The 23,767-nt window shown below is 56.0% G+C and carries 20 protein-coding genes; 5 read left to right on the top strand and 15 right to left on the bottom strand.

Features of this window, described 5'->3' with window-relative positions; all coding sequences use genetic code 11:
• Nucleotides 1–4: 4 nt before the first annotated feature.
• From EPN93_01890 to EPN93_01870, 5 genes are all read left to right on the top strand, one after another.
• Entirely contained in the window at nt 5–931 is a 927-nt protein-coding gene (locus EPN93_01890; GenBank protein TAL39312.1) for a glycyl-radical enzyme activating protein, read from the top strand.
• Between the two features lie 2 nt (nt 932–933).
• The gene (locus tag EPN93_01885) at nt 934–2,574 is read left to right on the top strand and encodes a hypothetical protein (GenBank protein TAL39311.1); all 1,641 of its coding nucleotides are present in this window, start codon (nt 934–936) and stop codon (nt 2,572–2,574) included.
• Between the two features lie 96 nt (nt 2,575–2,670).
• Nucleotides 2,671–4,671 carry an aldehyde ferredoxin oxidoreductase gene (locus EPN93_01880; GenBank protein ID TAL39310.1) on the top strand — a complete coding sequence of 667 codons (2,001 nt, stop codon included), beginning with the start codon at nt 2,671–2,673 and terminating at the stop codon, nt 4,669–4,671.
• The gene (locus tag EPN93_01875) at nt 4,668–4,979 is read left to right on the top strand and encodes a hypothetical protein (protein TAL39309.1); all 312 of its coding nucleotides are present in this window, start codon (nt 4,668–4,670) and stop codon (nt 4,977–4,979) included. Before EPN93_01880 ends, EPN93_01875 begins: the two co-directional genes overlap by 4 nt.
• 107 nt (nt 4,980–5,086) lie before the next feature.
• Nucleotides 5,087–6,649, top strand: coding sequence for a hypothetical protein (locus EPN93_01870; protein TAL39308.1), 1,563 nt, complete (start codon nt 5,087–5,089; stop codon nt 6,647–6,649).
• Between the two features lie 394 nt (nt 6,650–7,043).
• On the opposite strand, the gene EPN93_01865 is transcribed toward EPN93_01870, so the two are convergent.
• The 15 genes from EPN93_01865 to EPN93_01795 form a co-directional block, all read right to left on the bottom strand.
• The gene (locus EPN93_01865; protein TAL39307.1) at nt 7,044–8,294 is read right to left on the bottom strand and encodes an iron-containing alcohol dehydrogenase; all 1,251 of its coding nucleotides are present in this window, start codon (nt 8,292–8,294) and stop codon (nt 7,044–7,046) included.
• A 46-nt stretch (nt 8,295–8,340) separates the two neighbouring features.
• Nucleotides 8,341–8,886, bottom strand: a complete 546-nt coding sequence (locus EPN93_01860) for a hypothetical protein (protein ID TAL39306.1) — start codon at nt 8,884–8,886, stop codon at nt 8,341–8,343.
• The gene (locus EPN93_01855; GenBank protein ID TAL39305.1) at nt 8,883–10,094 is read right to left on the bottom strand and encodes an iron-containing alcohol dehydrogenase; all 1,212 of its coding nucleotides are present in this window, start codon (nt 10,092–10,094) and stop codon (nt 8,883–8,885) included. Before EPN93_01855 ends, EPN93_01860 begins: the two co-directional genes overlap by 4 nt.
• Nucleotides 10,091–11,971, bottom strand: a complete 1,881-nt coding sequence (locus tag EPN93_01850) for an aldehyde ferredoxin oxidoreductase (GenBank protein TAL39345.1) — start codon at nt 11,969–11,971, stop codon at nt 10,091–10,093. The genes EPN93_01855 and EPN93_01850 overlap by 4 nt, the downstream gene beginning before the upstream one ends.
• Nucleotides 11,972–12,054: 83 nt before the next feature.
• Nucleotides 12,055–12,312, bottom strand: coding sequence for a hypothetical protein (locus EPN93_01845; protein ID TAL39304.1), 258 nt, complete (start codon nt 12,310–12,312; stop codon nt 12,055–12,057).
• A gap of 249 nt (nt 12,313–12,561) precedes the next feature.
• Complete coding sequence (locus EPN93_01840; GenBank protein TAL39303.1) at nt 12,562–12,783, bottom strand: hypothetical protein; 222 nt, start codon at nt 12,781–12,783, stop codon at nt 12,562–12,564.
• Between the two features lie 10 nt (nt 12,784–12,793).
• Nucleotides 12,794–14,662, bottom strand: a complete 1,869-nt coding sequence (locus EPN93_01835) for a hypothetical protein (GenBank protein TAL39302.1) — start codon at nt 14,660–14,662, stop codon at nt 12,794–12,796.
• Nucleotides 14,663–15,115: 453 nt separating this feature from the next.
• The gene (locus EPN93_01830; GenBank protein TAL39301.1) at nt 15,116–15,793 is read right to left on the bottom strand and encodes a nucleotidyltransferase family protein; all 678 of its coding nucleotides are present in this window, start codon (nt 15,791–15,793) and stop codon (nt 15,116–15,118) included.
• Nucleotides 15,780–16,835, bottom strand: coding sequence for an XdhC/CoxI family protein (locus tag EPN93_01825; GenBank protein TAL39300.1), 1,056 nt, complete (start codon nt 16,833–16,835; stop codon nt 15,780–15,782). Before EPN93_01825 ends, EPN93_01830 begins: the two co-directional genes overlap by 14 nt.
• Before the next feature lie 108 nt (nt 16,836–16,943).
• Nucleotides 16,944–18,089, bottom strand: coding sequence for an aminotransferase class V-fold PLP-dependent enzyme (locus EPN93_01820; protein ID TAL39299.1), 1,146 nt, complete (start codon nt 18,087–18,089; stop codon nt 16,944–16,946).
• Nucleotides 18,073–18,465, bottom strand: coding sequence for a hypothetical protein (locus EPN93_01815; protein TAL39298.1), 393 nt, complete (start codon nt 18,463–18,465; stop codon nt 18,073–18,075). The genes EPN93_01820 and EPN93_01815 overlap by 17 nt, the downstream gene beginning before the upstream one ends.
• Nucleotides 18,466–18,485: 20 nt before the next feature.
• On the bottom strand, nt 18,486–21,146 hold the full coding sequence (locus EPN93_01810) for an aldehyde oxidase (protein TAL39297.1): 2,661 nt from the start codon (nt 21,144–21,146) through the stop codon (nt 18,486–18,488).
• A gap of 154 nt (nt 21,147–21,300) precedes the next feature.
• A complete protein-coding gene (locus EPN93_01805) occupies nt 21,301–21,720 on the bottom strand; it encodes an SCP2 sterol-binding domain-containing protein (protein ID TAL39296.1) in 420 nt (139 codons plus the stop codon).
• A 22-nt stretch (nt 21,721–21,742) separates the two neighbouring features.
• Nucleotides 21,743–22,939, bottom strand: a complete 1,197-nt coding sequence (locus tag EPN93_01800) for an iron-containing alcohol dehydrogenase (GenBank protein TAL39295.1) — start codon at nt 22,937–22,939, stop codon at nt 21,743–21,745.
• Between the two features lie 263 nt (nt 22,940–23,202).
• On the bottom strand, nt 23,203–23,767 hold a 565-nt coding region (locus EPN93_01795; protein ID TAL39294.1), incomplete at its 5' end, for a helix-turn-helix domain-containing protein.

Genomic DNA, 23,767 nt, shown 5'->3' with positions numbered 1-23,767 from the left:
CATTATGAGAACTCCGCTGATCATCGACATCAAGGGAAATTCACTGGACGACGGACCGGGTATCCGGTCTGTTGTCTTCTTCAAGGGGTGCCCCCTCTCCTGTGCGTGGTGTCACAATCCGGAGAGCAAACGTCCCTTTGGCGAGATATCTTTTGATCGGCAGAAATGCATCGCCTGCGATAGCTGCATCGAGAAGTGCCCATCCGGCGCTCTTTCCCGGGATAACCCCTTTTTTGTCGACAGGAACAGATGTACGCGCTGCTTCGCCTGTGTTGGGGAGTGCCCGGCCGTCGCACTCAGCCGGATTGGAAGCGAAATGTCGCGGGAGGAGATAATCGAAAAAGTGCTCAAAGACAAGCCGTTTTTAGATTCATCGGGAGGAGGAGTTACGTTCTCAGGGGGGGAGCCCACGTTGCACATGGATTTTCTCTCGGGGCTTGCCATGGCATTGAAAAATTCCGGCGTTCATACGCTTATAGAAACATGCGGTTATTTTAATTTCGATGAGTTCAGGGAAGCCGTTCTCCCTCATATTAACATGATATACATGGACATCAAGCTCTTTAACCCGAAGCAGCATAAGCGCTACTGCGGCGTCGACAACGCGGTCATCCTGGAAAATTTCATTAGGCTCCATGAGCTTTCCATCCAGGGCGGCTTCGAGATAGTACCACGAACGCCCCTCATTCCCGGCATTACGGATACGGAGGAGAACCTCGCTGCAATCGCTCGTTTCCTCAAGTCCTATCAGGTAAAGGAAATCCGGCTACTGCCTAATAATCCCACCTGGCATGAGAAATGTTTTTCCCTCGGGATTTCCGATAGATTTATGGAAGATAGTCCCTTGCGAGAATGGTTGCCGCCCGCAGTCGTGGAAGCATGTAAATGCATATTTAAGTGTTTGAACAACTCATATGAGACAAGGAGTTAATAATGAAATCGGCTAAAAAAGGTGAGTATACGTTGTTAAAGGACGGAATCATTATCGATGGTCTCGGAAACAGGGGAGTGAGGGGGAGCGTGCTCGTAAACGGACCATCAATCGAAAAGGTAATTTATGGAATAACCAACGACAAAGGGCGCGTGATCGACTGCAGCGGGCTTGCCATTGCGCCGGGATTCATTGACTGCCATTCCCATCTTGACTGGTTCGTGGCAATGAAAAACGGAGAGCGTTTCACCAGCCCTTTCATTGAACAGGGAATCACTTCTTTTGTGGGCGGCAACTGCGGTTTTTCACCTGCGGCCCTTAACAAAGAAATGAGCACCTCGAACGAAAAGGCCGTGGTCGACAACCTCTTCAAGGAAGGCTTCAGGGGGATCGATAGACTTCCGTGGCGATCGATGGCGGAGTTTTTTCAATCGCTTTCGAGCGCGGGGATATCCCACAATCTTGCCATGTTCGCCGGCCATGGCAGCATACGCGCGTCTATAAAGGGTCTGGATCCTTCTCCTCTCTCATCAGATGAAAAAAAAATGATGCTGTCTCTTATGGAAGCAGCGATGGACGAGGGAGCGAAGGGCGTCTCTCTCGGACTTCAATACGAGCCGGGGCAGTTTGCACCCAGTGATGAACTGGAGAATGTTGCGAAGCTTGTGAAAAAGCACGACAAGATGCTGGCAGTGCATAGCCGTGCATACTCAGCCGTGTCCGCAGCGTATCCCTTGATACCGTTCGGAACGCCTCATAATCTCATCGCACTGAAGGAGATTCTCAGGCTGGCACGGCGCACGGGAGTCCGCTTGCAGTTATCCCACCTTATTTTCGTGGGCACGAAGACATGGTCCTCCTGCGACGACGCCCTGGAAATGATAGACCGTGCAATAGACGACGGCATCGATGTGCAATTCGATACCTTTGCATATAGCCATGGTGCGCCATTAATCAATAGCTTCATGCCGTCGTGGTTTATTTCGAACACGGAAAAAAACTATCGTAGCCGGAAGGCTTTGATGCGCCTCAAGTTCGAGCTGAAAATACTCAAGACGATATTGGGCATCGGCTTCGAGGACATGCAGGTGATCCGCTCGAATAACGAGGACCTGGATCGCTTCAACGGCATGTTCATGAACGACATCGCCCGCGAACGGGGCATGAGCGAGATCGATAACTTTATTGACTTTTCGGAAAAAAGCGGCGGCAGGGCCGCCATGATTGTCCACAAATACAGCACGCATGAGATAATAAAGAAGCTGATGAAACACCGAGCCTCGCTTTTTATGACAGATGCTTGGGTAGAACCGGCCGAGCATCAGAACTCGGCCGCATATGGGTGCTTTCCCCGCTTTCTGCAGATTGCCAGGGAGGAAAAATGCATCTCCATTGAAGAGGCGGTTTGCAAAATGACCGGCGCTGCGGCCAAACGCATGCGGTTGCATGACAGGGGCGTACTTCAGGAAAAAAAGGCCGCAGACATCGTGGTGTTCGATCCGTCAAAAATCAGGGACAACAACACCAGAGAACGCGGCAACGTGAAGCCGACAGGCATTGAAGCGGTATTTATGAACGGCATACAGGTCCTGAAAAACGGAATTTTGGATGGTCCCGGTCGAGGAGGAACAATATTGAAATAATGATGCATTCGTACTATGTTTGCTCCATTTTATATCGGGACGGAAATTGACTGGTACTTGCGAGTCTCGGAGTACGAAGATACAAAATAAAAGGATATGATGGAATATATGAAAAAGGCATACATGGGAAAAATACTGAACGTTGATCTAACTAATGGTTCAATCGACGAAGAAATTATTCCGGACGAGGTGTACCGTAGCGTAACCTCCGGGATCGGTCTCGCAGCGTGGTTACTCTACCGGCGCATTCCCGCGGGGGCGGACCCTCTGGGACCGGACAATATACTGGCGTTCATGTCGGGTATGCTCACCGGGACGGGCACATGGTTCAGCGGCCGATGGATGGTCGCGGGAAAATCCCCGCTCACGGGAGGATGGGGCGACGCCAACTGCGGCGGCACCTTCTCCCCCGCGATCAAGCGCTGCGGTTATGACGGGATTCTTATACGCGGCATCTCGCCCGGTCCGGTCTATCTGACCGTCATTGACGGTAAGGCGGAGCTCAGGGACGCGTCCCACCTTTGGGGAGCTGACGCCATCGAAGCTGAAAAGAAAATTACGGCGGAATTGGCCGTTCCGGGTGTTCGCGTCGCCGTTATCGGCCCGGCGGCCGAAAAGAAATCGCTCATCACCGGCATATCGAACGATCGTGGGCGATATGCTGCCCGTTCCGGTCTCGGGGCGGTCATGGGATCGAAGAACCTCAAGGCGGTCGCCGTGGCCGGGAAAATGAAGATCGAAGTACATGACCCTGAGCGCGTAAAGGACCTGAACACCAGGTTTTTGAAATGGCTCAAGAGCGGCCCCAATATCATTTCATCCGGAGGGCTGAGTTTCATGGGGAGATTCATGCGGGTGTCGCCGATCGCCATGGCGCAGAGCGGCGATCTCATTAAGATGGCCATGGGGCGCTTTGGTACCATCTCCGCCAACGTACTCTCCTCCGAAAACGGAGACTCGCCGGTCATGAACTGGAGAGGGGCCGGGTTTCGGGACTTCCCCATTGCCACTCACGCAAATATGCTTAATCCGCAGCGAATCATCGACCACCAGGTGAAGAAATACCATTGCTACAATTGCCCGCTGGGGTGCGGCAGCATCCTGCGCGTGGATGAAGCAGGACTTCCCGAGACCCACAAGCCCGAATACGAAACCTGCTGCGCTTTCGGCGCGCTCCAGCTGAACAGCGACATGAACGCCATTTATCGGCTGAACGAATTTTGCAATCGGGTGGGCTTCGATACTATCTCCGCCGGCGGCACGATAGCCTTTGCGATGGAATGCTACGAGCACGGCATTCTCACGAAGGCGGATACGGAGGGGTTAGATCTCACGTGGGGCAACGCCGGGGCGGCGCTCGCCCTTCTCGAGAAGATGGCGCGGCGTGAAGGGATCGGCGACGTGCTGGCGGACGGGGCACGGAAGGCGGCGGAGCGCATCGGCAGGGGAAGCGAACGTTTCGCGATTCATTCGGGCGGACAGGAACTGCCCATGCACGATACCCGGTTTGACCCGGGTTTCGCGGTGTCCTATTCGCTGGAACCCACGCCGGGCAGGCATACGAATCACGGCTATCAATGGATAGAAATGTTCGCGCTTCACCGCATATTTAAAAAGCTCCCGAAGACGCCCACGCTCTTCACAGTGAAAAGCAAGTACAGAAATACAAAAGACAAGGACGTGCTTCTGGCCGCGGGAAGCAGCTATATGCAGTTCATCAACGGTGCAGGCATATGTCTCTTCGGCGTACAGATGGGGGGAAAACTGGACATCCCCGCGTACGCGAACGCCGCGACCGGGTGGTCGTTTTCTCCCGAGGAGTACCTCTCGATCGGGGAACGCATCCAGAACATACGTCAGGCGTTCAACGTAAAGCACGGGATCGTTCCGCGTCGGGATTTCGCCCTGCCCGCCCGAGCCGCCGGGAATCCGCCACTGGACGCGGGTCCCATGAAGGGAATCACGCTCGACGTCGGGACGCTCCAGGACGGATTTCTCCGTGAAATGGGCTGGGATAGGGAAACCGGCGCTCCCAGCGGGAGGAAACTCCGCGAGCTGGGGCTTCATGAGATCGCCGACGAGATCGGTTCGCGATGAATCTTCGGCACAAGGACCCGCCCGCTGAAATCGAGGTCGAGATGAAGATCATCGGCTTTATCGCGGGAGAATACGTGAGCGTCGTGACAAGGGTTACAATGGCCGAGGGCGACAGCCCCGCCGCCCTGTTGTGCTCGTCACGCGACGCGGGGATTATCTCCCCTTCGCTGTATACGCAGATACATCATAATAGAAAATGGTTCGTCATGCAGCGTAACGGCGAAGTGCTTCCCCCCAAAGATTTTACAAGGGCGAAGCTTACCCAAAGCGATAGCGTACTTTTCTTTTCGATCGTCACTGGAGGGTGAAGGGAGTAGTGAATGAATACGCGGGATATGTTTCGATGGGAAAATGGGACAACTTCGTAATACTCGTCGCCGCCTAAATCATTAGCGTTGTTTTAAAGGGAGGGCGTATGTTCGCGCGGGTTACCGGTTACATTCTTGGCGCATATAAAGATCAGGGATATATCATGCGGCAGAAATCCAGAATAATTCTGAATATCTGTATTGTCCTTTTCATCATAGGACTTGTTTTCATGGTGACATTGCCTGTCGCTGGTCTATTGACCCCGGGGAGCTACATACCTCACATCATTATTATTTTCATAATCAGTATTATTATTGCAGTCAAGTTTCTTAAATCTGGCAGGTTCAGCGTCGCGGCGCATATGATCCAGATCATTTCGCTGCTCGCCGTATGGATGACGATGTTTTTCGATGATAGCAAAAATACGATAGCTGTTCTGGATACCATCGTGCTCATACCGGGTCTCATGGCTCTGACGCCTATAGTAACGACCAGAAAAAAATCGGCCATTCTCCTCTACACTGCGGCTAACCTGTTCATATTCGTTTTATTCCTCCTTTTAAAATCGGACGGGTTTAATCTGGGCGAGGCTGCCTTTGTCGATTACCTGATGGATTCCGGTATCGGTATAGTTTTCGTCGGAATCATGTGTTTCCATATATTCAGGATCAACAGGATCGCCCTCGATCGATCCGAGGATGAGGCAAGGAAAAACGAGTCGCAGTATATCGTCATCAAGGGCCTGTATGACTCTATCAAGAAAGTGTCGGGAAAGTTGACCGGTCACTCAAACGAGCTTTTCAGGGAATCGGAAACCTATTCGCTCCAATCCCAGAGCCAGGTGTCGGCCGTTGAGGAGATAGCCGCCACCGTAGAGGAGATCTCCAGCGGCATGGATTTGGCTACGGACAACGTTACGAACCAGTACGACAGCATGCGGTCCCTCATGGAAGACATAAATGCATTGTCGGGATCGATCGAGCGAGTGGCAAACCGAATACAGAGCACTCGTTCCATGGCGGTCGAGGTTTCCGAAGTGGCGAGCCGCGGCGGAGAAATCCTCGATTCCCTGAGCAGCAGCTTCACCATGGTCAAGGAAAGCTCACGCAAGATGACCGGTATTGTTGGGATGATTGTCGATATTTCGGACAAGACGCATCTTCTTTCGTTGAATGCGGCAATCGAGGCGGCCCGCGCGGGCGGGGCAGGTCGCGGTTTTGCGGTGGTTGCGGACGAAATATCCAAGCTGGCCGACCAGACCGCCACGAGTATCAAAGAAATTGAAGGGCTTATAAAAGCCAATGTAGAGGAGATCAACTACGGCATGGTCAACATTGAGACCACGGTGACCACGATCATGCGAATCATCCAGGGAGTGAATACCATCAGCGCGGGCATAGACGATGTGTCGAGCGCAATGGAGGACCAGAAAAAGATCAACCACACAGTCAACGTCAAGGCCGGCTCGGTCATGTTAAAGACAGATGAGATACAGCTTTCAATGCAGGATCAGAAAACGTTTATGAACGAAATTGTGAAGTCCATCACAAGCCTGAATGAGATAACGCAGGTTTACTCCGAGGGAGGCAGGACGCTGTCAGTAAAATCTCACGATCTGGACTCCATGGTGCGCGAGTTGCACGAGACGACCCAGATCGTCGAAGAATAATTAATCCCCCCAAAGCCTCCCCCGGAAAAAGCAGGGGGGCTTTCGGTGATGTGGCATGTACCTCTTCTACAGCCCTTCCCTTGAGGCCGGAGACGATGCTCACGAAGTGGTCTCCCGTGTCATAACCGGGAGTGGGCAGCCAGTTTATGTGATTGGATGGATTTTATTTACGGATGTTAAGCGAGCGGAAGATCATCCAGTTCGCCCGTCGTGTCTTCATGTTCGGGGTTTCATATGAGAACACTTCCTCGCTTGATTGCTTTTCACTGGTAAAAGCGTTCTTGTGTGCGTTATCATCCACTGCCTGAAGGACTTCCTCAAGAGTTGAACAACCAGTAAAAGCTGCCCCAAGCATAAAGAAAATTGATACTGCAATTATTCGTGTTTGCATCATTTATCCCTTCTTCACCTTGCGCCGGTCCAGGGGCACGCCCTCGTAGGCCGCCTCGAGCACAAACATGAAGTCCTTGAAGTCCAGGTCCTCCGGGTTGTAGAACTGCGAGGCGTCCCCCGTGGCCTTCTCCGCGATGAGCGGAAGCTTATCCTTCGTGACCATCTGCTTCCCGTCGCGGTCGAAGACCTCCTTGAGACTGCGGGCGTGACGCTTGTTCGTCGCGTCGTGCAGGTCCTGGTTGAGCCGGCGGATTATCGCCACGGCCTTTTCCGCGCGCTCGCGCCGCGGCGTCGCCTGGTACACGCGCGCCCCGGCGAGCGGGTAGAGTAACTCAGCGGTGAGGTGACCGTTGCGGTGCATGTTGTACTCGAGCCCGTAGGGAAGGTAGATGCTCATGCACACGCCGTGCGGCACGTGGCAGGCCCCGCCGGTCGCGTGGCCTATCGCGTGCACCATGCCCACCATCGAGTTCGAAAACGCGATTCCCCCGAGCGCCGATGCGTTCGCGAGCGCGAGCCTTCCCTCCATGTCGCCGGGGTTTTTGATCACGTTCAGCACGTTCTGGCTGATAAGCTGGATGGCGATGAGCGCCGCCGAGTCCGAGAGCGGGTTCTTCGCGAGGCAGGTATACGCCTCGATCGCGTGCGTCATCGCGTCCATCGCGGTGAACGCCGTGATCGCGGGCGGGAGCGTCTTCGTCATGCGCGGATCGAGTATCGCGATATCGGGAAGCAGGAAGTACGATACGAAGGGGAGCTTGAGGTTGCGCTCGTAGTCCGCGATCACGGCGACGAGCGTCATCTCGGAACCGGTGCCCGACGTCGTGGGAACCGCGATCATCGGCTTGAGCTTGCGCTTAACGGCGCCGGCTCCCGCGTAGTGCATGAGGTCGTCCCCGCCCAGGGAAACCAGGATGTTCGTTCCCTTGGCCGTGTCGAGCACCGAGCCGCCCCCGACCGCGATCAGGGCGTCGCAGCCCTTGTCGCGGTAGAGCTTCGCGAGGGTATGCACCACCTTGATGTCGGAATCGGGCGGGACGCTGTCGTAGACCGCGCCCACCTTAACCCTGGAGCCCTTCATCGCGCCGTTCAGCACCTTGATGAGGCCGGCACCCTGGACCCCCTTGTCGGTGATGATCATGGGCTTTTTCGCCCCCAGCGTCTCGAGCGCCCCGGGGATTTTCTCCAGGGCGCTGTGCCCCGAAATCGTTTTCACGCGGCAGCAGAATTCATAATATCCGGGTAAATGCATGGAATTATCTCCTTGTGGTCGTTTTCATTGACGCGCGCACTTCGCCTCAGCCCGTCGTCAGGCGGACATAGACGAGCAGGCGACTCGTCCACTTGCGCAGGGGCGACATCTGCGACCACTTGGGATAACGCTTCACGCCCAGCTTCGCCACGATCTTCGGAAGCAGGAGCACCTCGAGAAGGTCCATTATTCTTAAAACACCGCACGCCACCGGAAGGTCGCCGTCCACCTCGATCCGGTCGCGGGCGGTCGCCGTGCAGGACGACTCCTGGAAGGTGAACATCTTGATGCCCGCCTCCAGGTGCTTGATCCCCATGTAGAGCGTGATCTTCTTCCCAGCCGGGTTCCATCCGTAATACCTGATGCGCCCCTTCTCGTCCTTGCCTACGATCATGTGCGGGCCGTTCGGCATCACGTAGAAATCCAGCATGAAATCCTTCGGCATCGCGTCGAATTCCGCCTTCGCGCCCTTGTCCACGCGGGAGGCCGCTTGGAAGGCCCTTCCGAACACGAGCATGATGATCCAGACGTAAATTTTCTTTACGAGCTTCTTCCCCGGCTTCATCTCGGGGTAATCGTTATACGATATCATTGCGGGAACCCCTCCTGTCCTGTCGACGCCGCGCTGCAGGCGCGATCGAGTATCGCGGTACAGCTTTTCAGGTCCACGCGGCCGTCGCCGCGCGCGGCGGCGAGCTCTGCCGCCGCCTTGAGCTTGTACGGGGGAATGCGTAAATCCGCGAGGGTTCGCGGAAGGCTTTCCTTCATCCCCCGAAGTAGTCCCTTGAGCAGCGCAATCGACTTTAGTGCGCGCTCCTTCTCGGGCGTTGCGCAGTACTCGTCGATACCCGCCATCGCGAGCAGGAGTTCCTCGCGAACATCCTCCTTCATGACGCCGGTCTTATAATCAAGATAACAGGGCAGCAGTATTCCCATGGCGATCCCGGCGGGAACGCCGGTCTCGTCCGCGAGCGCCGTGGCGAGAAGGTGCACGATGCCCGCGGGGGCGTTCGAAAAGACCACGCCCGCCATCGCGAACGCGTTTGCGAGGGCGACGCATCCCTTCGTTCCCGGGGACCGCGGAAGCCTTCTCATGTGCTCGTAGAGGAACTGGATGGCCGCGTGCGCGTACATGTCCGTCATGGGATTGTTGTGCGGAAATGCGGCGGCCTCCACACAGTGCGCGAATGCGGCCAGGGACGCCCCGGCGATCGCTTCGGGGGAAGCCGATTTCACCATCCGCGCATCGATGCACACCAGGTCGGGAAAGAGGAAATCCGATACGAAAGTCCTCCCCTCGATCGTTGCGCGGTTGGCCGCCTCGAGGCCCGTCGCGCCGCATGCGGGAACAACGACCGACGGTTTCAGCCGTTTCGAAAGCAGGTTCTCCCCTTCAAATTCCATGATAGAATCGACGCCCGTGGTGACGAGCATGTTCACGCCCTTCGCGATATCGACCGCGGGCCCGTCCCCCAGCGCCACAAGCGAATCGCAGCCCCGGTCACGGAAGAGCGCGCCGAGGTCCCCGATAACGGCGACGCTCGCATAGGGGGGCGCATCGTCGAAGAGCGCGCCCACGGTCATGTTCGAATCGGCGAGCGCGGAGAGAAACTTCTTCGCAAGCCCCTTCTTCGCGATGCCCGGCTCCGCGATCACAAGCGGCCTTCCGGCGTCGAAACCCGCGAGCTCGTAGGGTATGTGCTCCATCGCGCGCGCGCCCGAGATGAACTTGGTGTGTCCCAGGAACTTGTAAATATCTGCGCCCCCCCCGGTCGTTGCCCCGGCTCTTGTCCTTCTCATTTAATGAGCGCCTCCTGTTTCTTCTCGATCCCCAGGCGCCTGAGCGTACGGTCCGTAGGAATGCCGTTTTTGTCGTAGCCGCGCGTCTTGTAGTACCTCTTGAGCATCTTTTCCAGCGGCACCGTACGGCCGCGGGGATCGCACTTCCTTCCCTCGTGCAGGAAACGCCCGGGCAGGGTGTCGTCCTTTTTCGATATTCCCTCGCGCGTGTTCATGTAGCGCTCCAGAACGTGTATCCGCTCCCCGCACTTCTTGAAGCCCTGCTGTCCCTTCCTGATTCCCGTGATGGAGGACCAGAGCGCCGGCCACACGCGGATATCCATGACCGCCAGCGCGATGGGCGTGAGGTTCTGCGTCATGAGCTTGAGCGCGGGGACGGGCGTGTACTTGATGAGCGGGGGCTCCAGGAACACCGCGAAGGCGGTGAAGTGGCAGATATGCAGCGAGTTCATCGCCGAATACGCGTTCTCGAAAAATTTCACCATGGTCGCCTTCCCCCGCGCCGCCTTGGGGCTGGCCATGCCGAAAAACGCCTCGATCGTAAACAGCGAGGTCGAGAGGTGGCACGCGCCGCGGTTGGCGACCGCGTACGAAAGGCCGTGACCAAACGCCCCGCGCGGATCGTACGCCGCCATCTCCATGCCCTTCACGTGGATGGCGAATTCCTTTCCCCCGTATTTTTCCGAAAGCCAGCGCGAACCCATTGCAAGCTCCTTTCCCGCGCCGCGCATGCGCGCGATTTCGTTGAGCGCCTCGGCAACGCCCGCGGGATTCCCGAACTTGAGGCTCGACGTGTACAGGCCCTTCTCGGCGGCCTCCATGACCCACGCGATCGTCCCACCGGCCGATATCGTGTCCATTCCCATGAGACTGCAAATGTCGTTCCACTCGGCGATCTGCACGGGATCGAATATTTCGAGGTTCGATCCCATGAGGCCGATCGTTTCGTATTCCGGTATCGGGCGCTCCTTCCCGCCAATCGTGCCCTTGTGCCCGCAGAGAATGGAACAGGGCTTGCAGGTGTTGTACTTGTAGGCGAAGCGCTCGTCCATGGTCTCGCCCGAAATCTTGTGCGCCTCGCCGTGCGCGCCCAGCGTGAAATTCCGCACGGGCAGGAGTCCCGCCGCGTTGCACAGGTTCACGTTCGCGTTGGTCCCAAAGCTACGGTAGGAGCCCGCGGTTACCTTGTTCGCGTTGATCTGCCTGTTGAGCTTCTTCCTGGCCTTTTCGAACTTCGCCGGGTTTTTCGGCACGACCTTGAACTCGCCGCCCTTCGCGACGACCGCCTTCAGATTCTTGGAGCCCATGACCGCGCCTATGCCGCCGCGCCCCAGGAAGCGGTGCCCCGAACAGACGTTGGCGTAGCGCACAAGATTTTCCCCCGCCGGCCCTATCACGACGCTGCCCGTTCCGTCCGCCTTCACGGCTTCCTGCGCCGCGTGCGTGTCCGTTCCCCACAGCTTCGCGGCGTCCTTGAAATGGGCGCCTTTGGAATCGATCACGAGATAGACCGGTTTCGCGGACATGCCCTTCACGATGAGCCCGTCCCAGCCGCTCGACTTGAGCGCCATCCCGAACGGCCCCCCGCACGACGCCGTCACCATGACGCCGGTGAGCGGGGACTTGGTCACCGCCTCGAACCTTCCCGAGCAGGGAGCCCCCGTTCCCATGAGCACCCCCGTCATGAACGCGATCATGTTGTCGCCGCCCAGCGGATCGATTCCCGCGGGCATCCTGTCGTACAGGAGCTTGAGTCCCAGGCCCTTGCCGCCCAGGTACATCTCCCGGTCCCCGGTGGAAATCTCCGATACCTGGAATTTTCCCGCCGTGAGGTCCACCTCCAGAAGCCTGTTGCTCGTTCCCGTGATCTCCTGCATATTCTTCACCCCTGTTTTTTATGTACCGATATTAACGGCCGGCGGAACGTGCTTCCGCCCCGCCCTTGAATTCCCTGCCGGTGTCAGCCCCCGCCCGACGGCTTGAGGCAGCTCACCTCGTCCCGGTCTTTCAAAACCCGCCAGGCGCTGATACGCTCGCCCCCGCGGAAATAACTATAGCGTGCGAGCCGCCGCAGTCCCGCGCGCCGGAGCACCGTCCTTAACCTGGTTCCCGCGCGCACGGTGAGCACGACTCCCTTCGCCGAATCGTATCCCTCGAGACCAAGCTCGCGGGCAATTCCGGAATAGTACTTTATCGTAATGTTGATTTCCCGTCTCATGCACTCCCCGGGGTCGAAGGATTTTATCCGCGCATACTCCGCAGCGACAGACGGCAGCGAAGCACATTTCTTCTATACTATAGCACTAATGTCAACGCTGAATCGGGGAACGGTCTTACTGCGCAGTTCCGGATTATAAACTGGCACTTCCGTTGGGGGAAATGACATGCAGGTTGTACTGTCAGGCGCTGCCATTAAATACGGGTGTATCGGAACACATACTTTATCAAAAATATAACCGGGTGAGTACTATCCCCCGCCCAGGAGTGTCGCCAGGATGACCTCGTCTCCGTCCTTCAGCTTCTCCCCCAGGGAGATGCTCTTGCCGTTGACGAACGAAACCATCTTCAGCTTTTTCGGAATCTTCAGATCATGAATGAGCCTCTCGGAGGTCAGGCCTTCCACCGCCTCCAGTTCCTGGGCGGTCACGAACTGCCTGATAACCCCGACAGGCTTCACCCTGATCCTCATGCGCGCATCCCTACCAGACCCCGGCTGCCTCTTCGTTCAGTCCATATTCCTCGAGCGCCGACCTGGAGGGTATTCCCTTCTCAGGGTCCATATCCATGAGCGCGTAGAATTTCTCCTTCATGCCCGTGAAATTCATCTCTATCCCTTCGGGCTCTCCGTCCCGCGCGGGTTCGAGCATCCTGGGCGTCAATGCGTCGTCCGCGGCCGTGAGCCCGAACTTGAAGTTCAGGAGCCTTTTCAGGTAATAAATCCTGCGCCCCGCCGACATCATATCCGCAATTTCCCAATTGTAGCCCGGTACGAGGTTAAAGAGGTCTAGCCAGTCACCGATCGACATCTCCCTGTCCGCGAACTGGCAGAAGCACGCGCTGTTTTCCAGCGCCCCCATCGCGATCGATATAACCGCGGACTCCGGCTTGTTTTCATCGGTCTTGGGTTCCAGGTTGAACTCGAAGCCGATCTCGGGCCAGTAACAGGCCCCCATCTCCACGAAGAGCATGGGATCTGCCACGTGGCACGCCCCGCGCGCGCCCACGGCGTAGGTAAGCGCCATCCCGTGCCCGCCCCCTCGGGGATCATGCATGGGCGCCTCCATGCCCTTGCTCTGCGTCGTATAATCGATGGAGCCCTTGCCCGTTTTCTCCGCCGCCGCCACGCTTCCCTCGGCAAGAAGCGCGCCGAGTTTTCCCTCCCTTTTCGCCAGGGCCGGAAGCACCTTGTCGATAACGGTCGCAAGGTCGCCCCATTTCAGTTCGATCCCGTCGCAGTCATCCTTTGTCAGGTCACCCTTCTCGAACGCTTCCATCGCCCACGCGATCGTCACACCCGAGGAGATGGTGTCCATTCCCAGGTCGTTGCACACCCTGTTCGCCTTGCACGTGGCCGCGAGGTCCATGGAGCCCATGAGCGCGCCGTATGCAACGATCGTTTCATACTCGGGTCCGGGTCCCTCGTCGACCGCGTACGGTCCTTCCTTCACCTCGACGACGCGCTTACACGCGATCGCGCAGAACGCGCACGCCCCATGCTTCGTCAGGTACTTCTCGGAAAGCGTGGGGCCGCCCAGGGCGTCTCCCATCTCCTCCCAGAAGTTCGAGGTCCAGTTTTTGATCGGCACATCGCCTGCATACATTCCCCCCTCGAGGTTGGCGGCGGTGCCGTTCTCGCCCAGCACGCTCGCCGCGAGGGCCTCCTTCAACTTCGGGTTGAGCTCCTTCCGGAGCGCTTCGTATTTTTCCGGGTCGGCGATGCTCATCTCCTTCTTCGAGGCCTTAAGCACGATCGCCTTGAGATTCTTGGAGCCCATGAGGGCGCCAAAACCGGCCCGTCCAAAGGCATGGTGACCCTCGTTCAGGATGGCGGCGTATTTGACAAGGTTCTCGCCCGCGGGACCTATTACCAGCGTCCGGTAGGTCTTTCCGTATTTTTCCTTCAAATCCCTGTTGACCTGATCGATTCCCTTGCCCCAGTAGGCGGAGCCGTCCAGTATCGATATTGTATCGTCCTCGATGAGAAGGATCGAGGGCGTGGAGGCCTTGCCGGTAATGACGAGACCGTCATAACCCGCGAAGCGGAGCTCCGGCGCGAAATACCCGCCGCAGGAGGAATCCGCCCAGTGCCCCGTAAGGGGCGAGCGGCCCGCGACGCTGTTCCTGCTGGCACCGGAGAGCTTGAGCCCCGCGAAGGGCCCGTTCATAAAAATAAGCATCGCCTCCGAGGAAAGGGCGTCCGCCTTGAAGTCCCCTTTTTCCCAGAAATACTTCGCCGCGAGCCCGCTTCCGCCGATAAATTTCAGGTAATAGTCTTCCGGCAGCGTTTCTATTGTTACTTTTCCGGAGGTGAGGTCCGCCCTTATTATTTTTCCCGTATTTGCTTTCATGATATCCCTCGGTGCGTTATTTTAATTTCAATATCTTATCCGCGTTAAACGGGTCTATTATATCCTTTGATGAATCACTTCCGGCGCGAATCGTCTTTAATATACCTCGTTTAGGTGAACCCTCACAGAATCATCCCCTTCGAAACAGCGGAAATATTTATCCGGATGCGAAGCCGCAACGATAACTACTTCACAATGCAGGAGCTTGCCTCCCTGCGGTCGTTACGTATTAATAAATGTAATGGAAATACTTGGGCTCCTGTCAATTTTTATTTAATATGTATTACAACATATTTGTTATTTCGGATTTACTCCGCGCTGTTTATTGTTGAAGTCAAAATATCATAGTCGGACCCAAGGAAAAAACAGTTTAAATATTACCGATACTGCTAATTATTGACAAATTCTTACATTACCCGGGGTCAGATACGCCGGCCGATGTATCGATCAATTTCATCGAGGGTATTTCTTCCAGATTGGACCCAATGATTCTTTCAACTCTTCTTCATTTTGAATATTCCTCCTTTCCCTGAAACCCGCGAGCCGTCGATAGTCTTCCGGGGTGTCAATATCTAAAAGTATTGCCTCATCGTCCACTTCAACGTTTCGTGCCTCGGTTTCATGGCTGTTTAGTATTCCCCTTAAACCATCCGGTGCCGAAGATTTCATTATTTCTGCTGCGTATCTGCCGGCGATTAGCGGCGGATGCCCCTTCCTCTCCCTGTATATCGGAACGGTGATGCCGCAGCCATGCTTTTCATGGGCATCAAGAATAGTTCGAATTGTAGCCGGTTCGATAAAGGGGATATCAACCGGCATGATAAAAAAAGCCTGTACCGTGGATGCCAGGGTCGCAACACCTGCCTGTATGGACGAAAACATTCCCTTTTCAAAATTGCGATTAACTACTACGCCGATATCCAGGTGTTTAACCGCCGCTGCGACTTCATCCGCCCGATAACCCGTTACTACCCTGACGTCCCGGATACCCGCATCGAGGTGCGCCATGACAGCACGCTCTACGACCGTATAATCACCGAGCTTCAATAACGGCTTGAAGGCTCCTCCCATCCTGCTCGAGTATCCTGCCGCGAGAACGATCGCAGCCACATGATCGTCAAACCCGGCCATCGATCAGTCCCGCCCTTTTCTGAATTAATTCTCCCGCAATGCTGACCGCAATTTCTTCCGGGGTTTCCGCTTCGATATCGATCCCGATCGGGGAATGGACCCTTGCCAGCGCAGCTTCCTGTACTCCCGACCGGCGCAGGTGATTATATATGGTCTCGCGTTTTCTCTTGCTGCCGATCATTCCGATATAACCGGCGTCGGTCTCAAGGGCCTGGGCAAGAACAGCCGCATCATACGCATGTCCGCGGGTTACAATGACAAGGTAGCTGTTCCTGGAAATGCGCAGGTCCTTCATACAATTTTCCATGGTCTCGGGAACGACAATTCGATCCGCGCGCGGAAAACGCTTCTCGTTGGCGTATTCCTTCCGATCATCCACTATAACCGTTTGAAAATCAAGGAAAGGGGTCAGATACGCAAGCTTTTGTGATACGTGCCCTGCCCCAAATATATAGACCGTTCCGGGAAGGCGAACGGGCTCGATCAGATACGATGCTTCTTCCCGCTTCACCCGCAGGGGAAAACGTCCTTTACACGCAGGCTCGAGCGCTTCCCGGTCCGCTTCGGTCAGCGACATTCCCACGGGTTTTTCATTCCCGGCAATGAAAGCCAGTTTTACACAGTCCTCGCTTCCCGAACCCGTAACGATTCTGGTGATCAGGCAGGCATTCAAATCATTGCACGTCAATTCGCCAATCGCCCTGCATACCGCAGCATTCTCGGGGCAACAGGACCGCAGCACGTCGACAAATATCTCGGCCCTGCCCCCGCAAACCATGTCCATGCCGCTTATCTCACTGCCTGAAAACCGAAACTCCCGCGTCATCGCCTGTCCGCTCTGGAAAACTTCCTGCGCCATTCGGGTCGCCTGGGCTTCAAAAATGCCTCCTCCGATAGTGCCGACTATGGCGCCGTCGCGGCGCACCAGCATTTTACTTCCGGCGGTACGCGGCCCCGACCCTTCACGATCTATTATCGTGATCATAACAACATCTTCCCCTGCCTCCAATAAATTCGCACATGCCAGGAATAGATCTTTCATTAGTAACGTACGGCTCCCACTAGTATCAAATGAGCGGCTTCACACGAGGCAATAGTATTTTTCCGATCGCCGGTAAAGTCAGCCACGGCAGGATGAGAATACCTGCGCCTATTTGTTCTTGCCGATTTCGGCTAATGCAGAAATGGCTGCATCAATATCGCTGACTGTATTGAACGGACCTACGCTAAACCGGACCCCTCCATACGGGAATGTATTCAGGTCCCGATGCACCAATGGTGCGCATTGCAGCCCGGTCCGGACGGCAATGCCGTAGTCGCCGTCAAGAATGGCGCCCACATCCTCAGGCACCATCCTGTTGACATTTATCATGAGCACCCCCAACCGGTCGTCCCACCCGGAGGGACCGTGTATTCGGACGGCGGGGATTTCCGATAGACCCTGGGCCAATCTTTGCGCCAGAGCGGCTTCCCGGATCCGGGTGGTATCGATGCCGGCCTGTTCCACGAATTCCAAACCGGCTCCCAGGCCGATGATTCCCAGAAGGTTGGGCGTCCCGGTCTCCAGACGGTGGGGATATGTCTGCGTGTGCTCCAGGCTTTCAGAATCGATACCGGTGCCGCCAAACCGGGTCGTCCGGATATCGACATCACCGGCAAACACAAGCCCGCCGATTCCCGACGGTCCCATCAGCGACTTGTGTCCTGTGAAGGCCAATGCGCTTATCCCCCACTCCCGCATGCGTATCGGCGCCAGCCCCGCGCTTTGAGCTGCATCGAGGATGAAAGGCACATCATGATTTTGGCAGACCCGTCCGATCGCTTCCACATTCTGAATCGTTCCGATGATATTGGACGCGTGGTTGATGATCACCATTCTGGTTGCCGGCTTTATGGCACGGGCGATGTCCTCGGGATCGATACGCCCTTGTCCGTCAAATTCTACCAGGTCATAGGTAATGATTCCCTGCTTCTGGAAATGATGCAGGGGTCGGAGCACCGAATTGTGTTCCAGCCGTGAGCTCACTACGTGACATCCCGGCTCAATCATTCCCTGGATAATTAAATTGAGCGCATCCGACGCATTCGAAGCGAATACCACGCGTTCGGGATCATCGCCCCCGAAAAACCGGCAGAGATGCCCCCTTATGTCCATGACAAGATCCGAGGCCGTCATCGCCAGGTCGTAATCGCCGCGGCCGGGTGAAACGCCTACGGCCTGGTAGGTATCCATCATTTTTTTTAAAACAGCTTCGGGCTTTGGAAAGACGGTAGCGGCGTTATCCAGGTATATCATCGTTCTTTACGTTCCATCCTACGGCTTTCCTGCAACCCTTGGGGTCCGGCAGCCCTGCCAGCCGGCGCAGCCCGTACTTGATGCCGCCGGGGAACAACGCTTCGAGTTCCGCCATGCTCATAGTAGTCCCGACTTTCAGGTGATGGTTAAGGGGGGATTTGCCTTGTTCGTCGTAAAATTTATGAATAAAGCGAACGACCGTGCGCTGCGTATCGCTTATCTCCACCACGCCCGCTTCATGCGCCAGAACCTCGAACACCTCTTCTGTCCACTGGGAGGGGTATATAAAAAACCCCTCCCCGTTGAACAAAATATCAACACCGGCGATCGTGCGGGTATGCGGCCGCCTGATCGTTGTTGATCCGTCTTCACTCATTAAAAATCCTGCCGGCCCTTTTATTTCTTCCCCAGGGCCGCCACTACCTTATCCGGAGTGATGGGCAGATCGCAGATACGCGTGCCGGTAGCGTTGTATACCGCATTGGCGATCGCCGGATGCGTGGCCATCAGGGTAAACTCACCTATACCGGTAGCACCTAACGGCCCCTTGGCCCGTGGAGACTCCAGCAGAACCGTCTCCTGGTCAAATGACATCCCGATGGTGGGAAATTTGTAGGTCATCCAGTCCTTTGATTTCCCAAGAACAAAGTGTTCCCTGAGTGCATACCCCGCGCCCATATCCGCCCCGCCTTCAACCTGGCCGGTGACTGCCTGCGGATTGATGATTGTGCCGGGGTCGACCACGGTGGTCATTTTCAGGACCTTCACTTCGCCGGTTTTGGTATTGACCTCAACCTCGGCCATCTGGGCCCCATGTATGAAGGAAGACCATGCCTGGCCTTGACCGGTTTCCTTGTTAAGGCCGTCCACATCGGTAAGAATATTTCTTCCCATGTACTTGGTGGGTTTACCCGCCTTGACCAGGTCGGCATGCGTCTTTGCCCCCGCCTCCTTCATGGCGGCCTTGAGCTCATCACATGCCTTAACCAGTGCGCCCCCCGACATATAGGTCTGCCGCGACGACGCCGATACGCCCGAGTCGGGTGTAAGATCGGTGTCGCGGGTCACCAGCCTGACTTTATTGAGCGGCACCCCCATGCAATGCGCGGCGATCTGGCTCAGCATGGCGTCATTGCCTTCGCCCGGGTCCTCAACCGATCCATAGACGGTCAGACCGTCGTCGGCGTCCAGCTCGATTGCCACATAGGATACGTCGCCGGCCGACCCAACCCCAAAGCTGGATCCCGCCAGGCCAACACCCCTGACGGTGTCCCCTTTGGTTTCGCCTTTAGCCTTCTTGCACGCCGCCTCGTATAAAGGCTTCATGCGCTCCATACAGCCAAGGAAAGCCCATTCATCGACCACATGTCCGGAGGAAGTAGGCTCCCCCGGGTGAAGAGAATTCTTCATCCGGAATTCCCAGGGATCCATCTTCAGTTTCGAGGCCATCATATCAACGGCCGATTCCAGGGCAAAATTTATCTGCGGTGGACCAGCGCCCCGGGCCGCGCCGCCCCAGGCATCATTGGTGTAGACGAGTCTTCCATCCGCCTTTACATGTGGCAGGTTATAGGCGCCACTCAGCATTTCTATGGATCGGTCCATGATCACTATACCAATCGATGTATGGGCTCCGTTCTCGACGGTAAAATCGATTTCGAATCCCGTGATCTTTCCCTCCGCATCGGCCCCTAACTGCACGTCCATGCTGTATGGGTGTCTCTTCGTGGTCATCATCATGGATTCTTCCAGGGTGGCTGCGTAGCGTACCGGCCGCTTGAAATGAAGGGCGGCAGCAGCCGCAATGGCCTCCGTGGTAATATCCATCTTTATCCCGAACTGTCCCCCGGCAAAAGCCTCAATGTAGCGCACATTGTCCCAGCCAAGAGCGGTCGAGATAACCCCCGCGTGCATATGAATGCTGATGGAACGGCCGATGACCACCAGTTGCGCGTCATCCCCTTCGCCATCCATATAAGCAACCGCCGCTTCGGGCTCCAGACAGGCCTGATGGACCAGTTGTGTTGAGAATTTTTCTTTGATAACGTGTTTTGAGGAGGAAATGGCCTTTTTCACGTCCCCTTTAATCTGCGCAACCGTATAGACCTCATTGGGATAATCGGGATCCGGGTTAACCTTGGGCGCCCCCTCTGCAAGGGCTTCCGCCGCAGTGGCTACCCGCGGGAGCACTTCATAGTCAACTCGTACCACTGCTGCCGCGGCCCGGGCCTGTTCCCTGGTCAGGGCTACCACGGCTGCAACCGGCGATCCCATGACCGTTGCGAATTCGGCGCACAGGATGGGCTCATCCGGGGTGATAATGGCGACGCTGTTCGATCCCTTGATATCCTCCGCGGTCATGACACCGATTACGCCGGGCATTTTCTCTGCTTCCGAAAAGTCGATAGACTTGATTCTCGCATTGTGGTGCGGACTTCTTACGGCCGCGGCCTCGAGCGCACCCGGAACGACGATATCATCACTGTACTTGGTGACGCCGCATGCCTTCATCATGGACCAGGGACGCGGGTGAGATACCCCGAGTGCCTTTGCAGAAGCTGCGGGCCTCACCTTATCGGGCGTTGTCTCGCCCCTCAGGAAGCGGCCGGCAAGCTGGATGGCCTCGATAATGCTTTTATAGCCCGTGCACCTGCACAGGTTGCGGCGCAGGGCTTTCTTGATGTCATCCGCGCTCGGATTCTTATTCACGTCCAGCAGCGCCTTGGCGGCCATTATCATTCCGGGCGTACAATATCCGCACTGGATTCCTCCCGCAAGAACGAAGGCTTCCTGTATCAGATGAGGGTTGTCCGGCGTTCCCAACCCTTCCACCGTAATGACATCGGCGCCTTCCAGGTCCACGACCTTTTTCAAACAGGAATGAGCGGTTTTCCCGTTCACGATCACGGTACAGGCGCCGCATTGTCCTTTTCGATCGCAGGATTGTTTCGTTCCGGTCAGGTGAAGGTCCCTGCGGAGCAAATCGATGAGAACAAGCTTTTCATCGACAATGAATTCGTTCTGAACTGAATTAATTTTTAATGTTACCCTTTTCAATGGATTCTTTCCTCCATGATTTTTGTTTTGATTAAAACTCCGTTTGTCTGAGCAGGGTTTTCCCTGCCAAATTCACACGAGACGAATTCCGGCTGCTTTCCCCGGTGTTCAGCGCCGGTCAGAATTATTCTTAGAACGGGTGGCTTTAGTGGTACTATTTCATAATTTTATCGGCCATCCCCAGATCGGTGAGCACCTGCCTGTAAATAACCGCAACTTTTTTAAGTTTTGGAACCAGCTTGAGGAGCCCTGTTGCAGAACCCTTAACGCGTATCTTCTTGCGCGTTATGGCCATGACCGGATTGAGCTTATCCGACCAGGAGCGGTGCGCATCGTCGGCGGAAAGGCTCATGGTCAGGTCGGGATTGCCTTCGGGTATCCCGGCTCCAACAGTAAAACCGCCATTGCGGCAGTCCACCCATACGGCACAGCCGGGTCCGCTTTCGGTATAATCGAATACAATAAGCTGATTAACCTTTCCCGCAGCCGCGCGGAGTTCTGCATCATTGCCAATTTCTTCCCACATCTTCTTAATCGCGGTTACGGCTTCCTGCGAGTCTTTCCAGAATTCCATATTATTCTCCTATTAATTTTATTTAAATTGCTTTCAAATAAAGCTTTAAGATATCCGCTTCTTCGAGGTAGCGCGGATTATAACTGACCTGGCCGTCCGCGCCTGCCAGTTCGACCAACGGCATCAGCTTCTCCTGGTCTTTGGGAACCTTGAAATCCTTGAGCGTTTCTGTAAGCCCGATCTTCTTCTTGAGAGCCACAACGGCCTTAACCGCCATTTTCGCCGCTTCGGCCGGCTTCTTACCGGTCACGTCGAGCCCCATGGCGTCCGCTATCATCATGTATCGATCCGCCGCCTCCGGCACGTTAAAATCCATCACGATGGGAAGCATTATTGAATTGGCGAGCCCGTGTGGAATTCCGTAAAGCGCGCCCAGGGCGTGCGCCGTCGCATGGACCCCGCCGGTCATGGTATTTCCAAAGCACATCCCCGCCAGGGTACTCGCGATGAGCATGTGTCCCCTTGCATCAATGTCTTCCGGGCTTTTGACGGCGACAGGAAGATACTTGAAGATGAGACGTATGGCATGCAGCCCCAGCGCGTCGGAAATGGGCTCTGCCCCGGTGGAGGTCATTCCTTCGATAGCATGGGTCAGGGCATCCATTCCGGTAAACGCGGTGATCTTCGCAGGCAGCTTCGCCGTCAGTTCCGGATCCAGCATGGCAAGGTCGGCGTTGCAGTATGGATGGGTGACCTGCAGCTTGGCATGGGCTTTGGAGTCCATCACCACCATGGCACTCGTTACCTCGCATCCCGTCCCGGCCGTGGTGGGGAAAGCGATATGCGGGGGAAGGGGCTTGGCGCCCTCCCAGAGTCCGGCCTGGTCCGCCAGCGGTTGAAAATCGTCATTCCCCCCGCCAATCATGATATTGATAGCCTTGGCGGTATCCATGACGCTTCCGCCCCCGACGGCGACCATGCAATCGGCGCCGGATTGACGGTAAAAGGCCGCCCCCTGGTTGATGATGTCGATCCTCGCGTCCTGGATGATGGAATCGAAGATACCCGCAAGCTCAAGGCCCGAATTCTTCACCGCGTCGGCTACCATACCGGCAACCCCGGCAGCCACCAGTCCTTTGTCGGTGAAGATCGCGGCCTTTTTGCCGCCCAGCTGCTCCATCTCGAATCCCAGCTCGGACCGCAGCCCGGGCGCATACATGATTCTTGGTCTGTTTACCCAAGAAAATAACGGTTCAAACTTGACGTTTGGATACTTCATATCACCTCCGAAATTTTTTATTTAACCGACTCAGGTATATATTTTGTGCCTTGAGGGAGAATTGATCACTAAAACCCTTTTACAAATAATTCGCGGCATGTCCCGGGGGCGTCCCCGATGTCACCCTGCACCGATCCTCTGAAGTAAGCCGTAAAATCCGCGCACCGGCCTCTGGTCTATTCAACAACACTGCACATTATGATGTTAATATTGTAATATTGTCAACAAGGAATACGCCCGCGCGTGCGGTCCGGAGTACCGGACTATAATCCGGGACTATCCTTGTGCGGGAGGGCGTCGAGCGCGGCGGCGCGATACTCATGCGGTGTCGTGCCCGTCTCGCGCAAAAAAGCGCGGTAAAAGGACGACTTGGAATTGAATCCTACCACGTAGGCGACCGAGATAACGGAGCTTTCCGGTTCTTCCACGAGGATGCGACGGGCGTCGTTTACCCTGTAGGAGTTCACGTAGGATTTGAAATTCATTTTGAAGCGTTCGTTCAGCAGCTGTGAAAGCTGGTGCGGCGTGATTGCAAGCGAGTCGGAAAGCGCCTTGAGCGTGAGGTCTTCGCGGGTATAGAGCCTTCCCTCTTCCATGAGTCCCGAAAGGCGCGCGCTTACCGCCTCGAAATCCATGCCGTCGAGCAGCGAGCGCTCATACCGCCTCCTCTTCGCCTGGATCGCCAGGAATTGCATGAACTGGGGATACCTCTGGCCCGCCAGGTACGCCCCCACCACGAGCACCCCCGCCATGATCCCCCCCGCCCTGAGCAGGCCCACCGAACCGATTATGTATCCGGCGGCCATGAGCAGCACCGTCATGACCGAT

This window comes from Spirochaetota bacterium (genome assembly GCA_004297825.1).
Lineage (GTDB): Bacteria > Spirochaetota > UBA4802 > UBA4802 > UBA5368 > FW300-bin19.
This window is presented reverse-complemented; position numbering and strand designations above follow the sequence as displayed.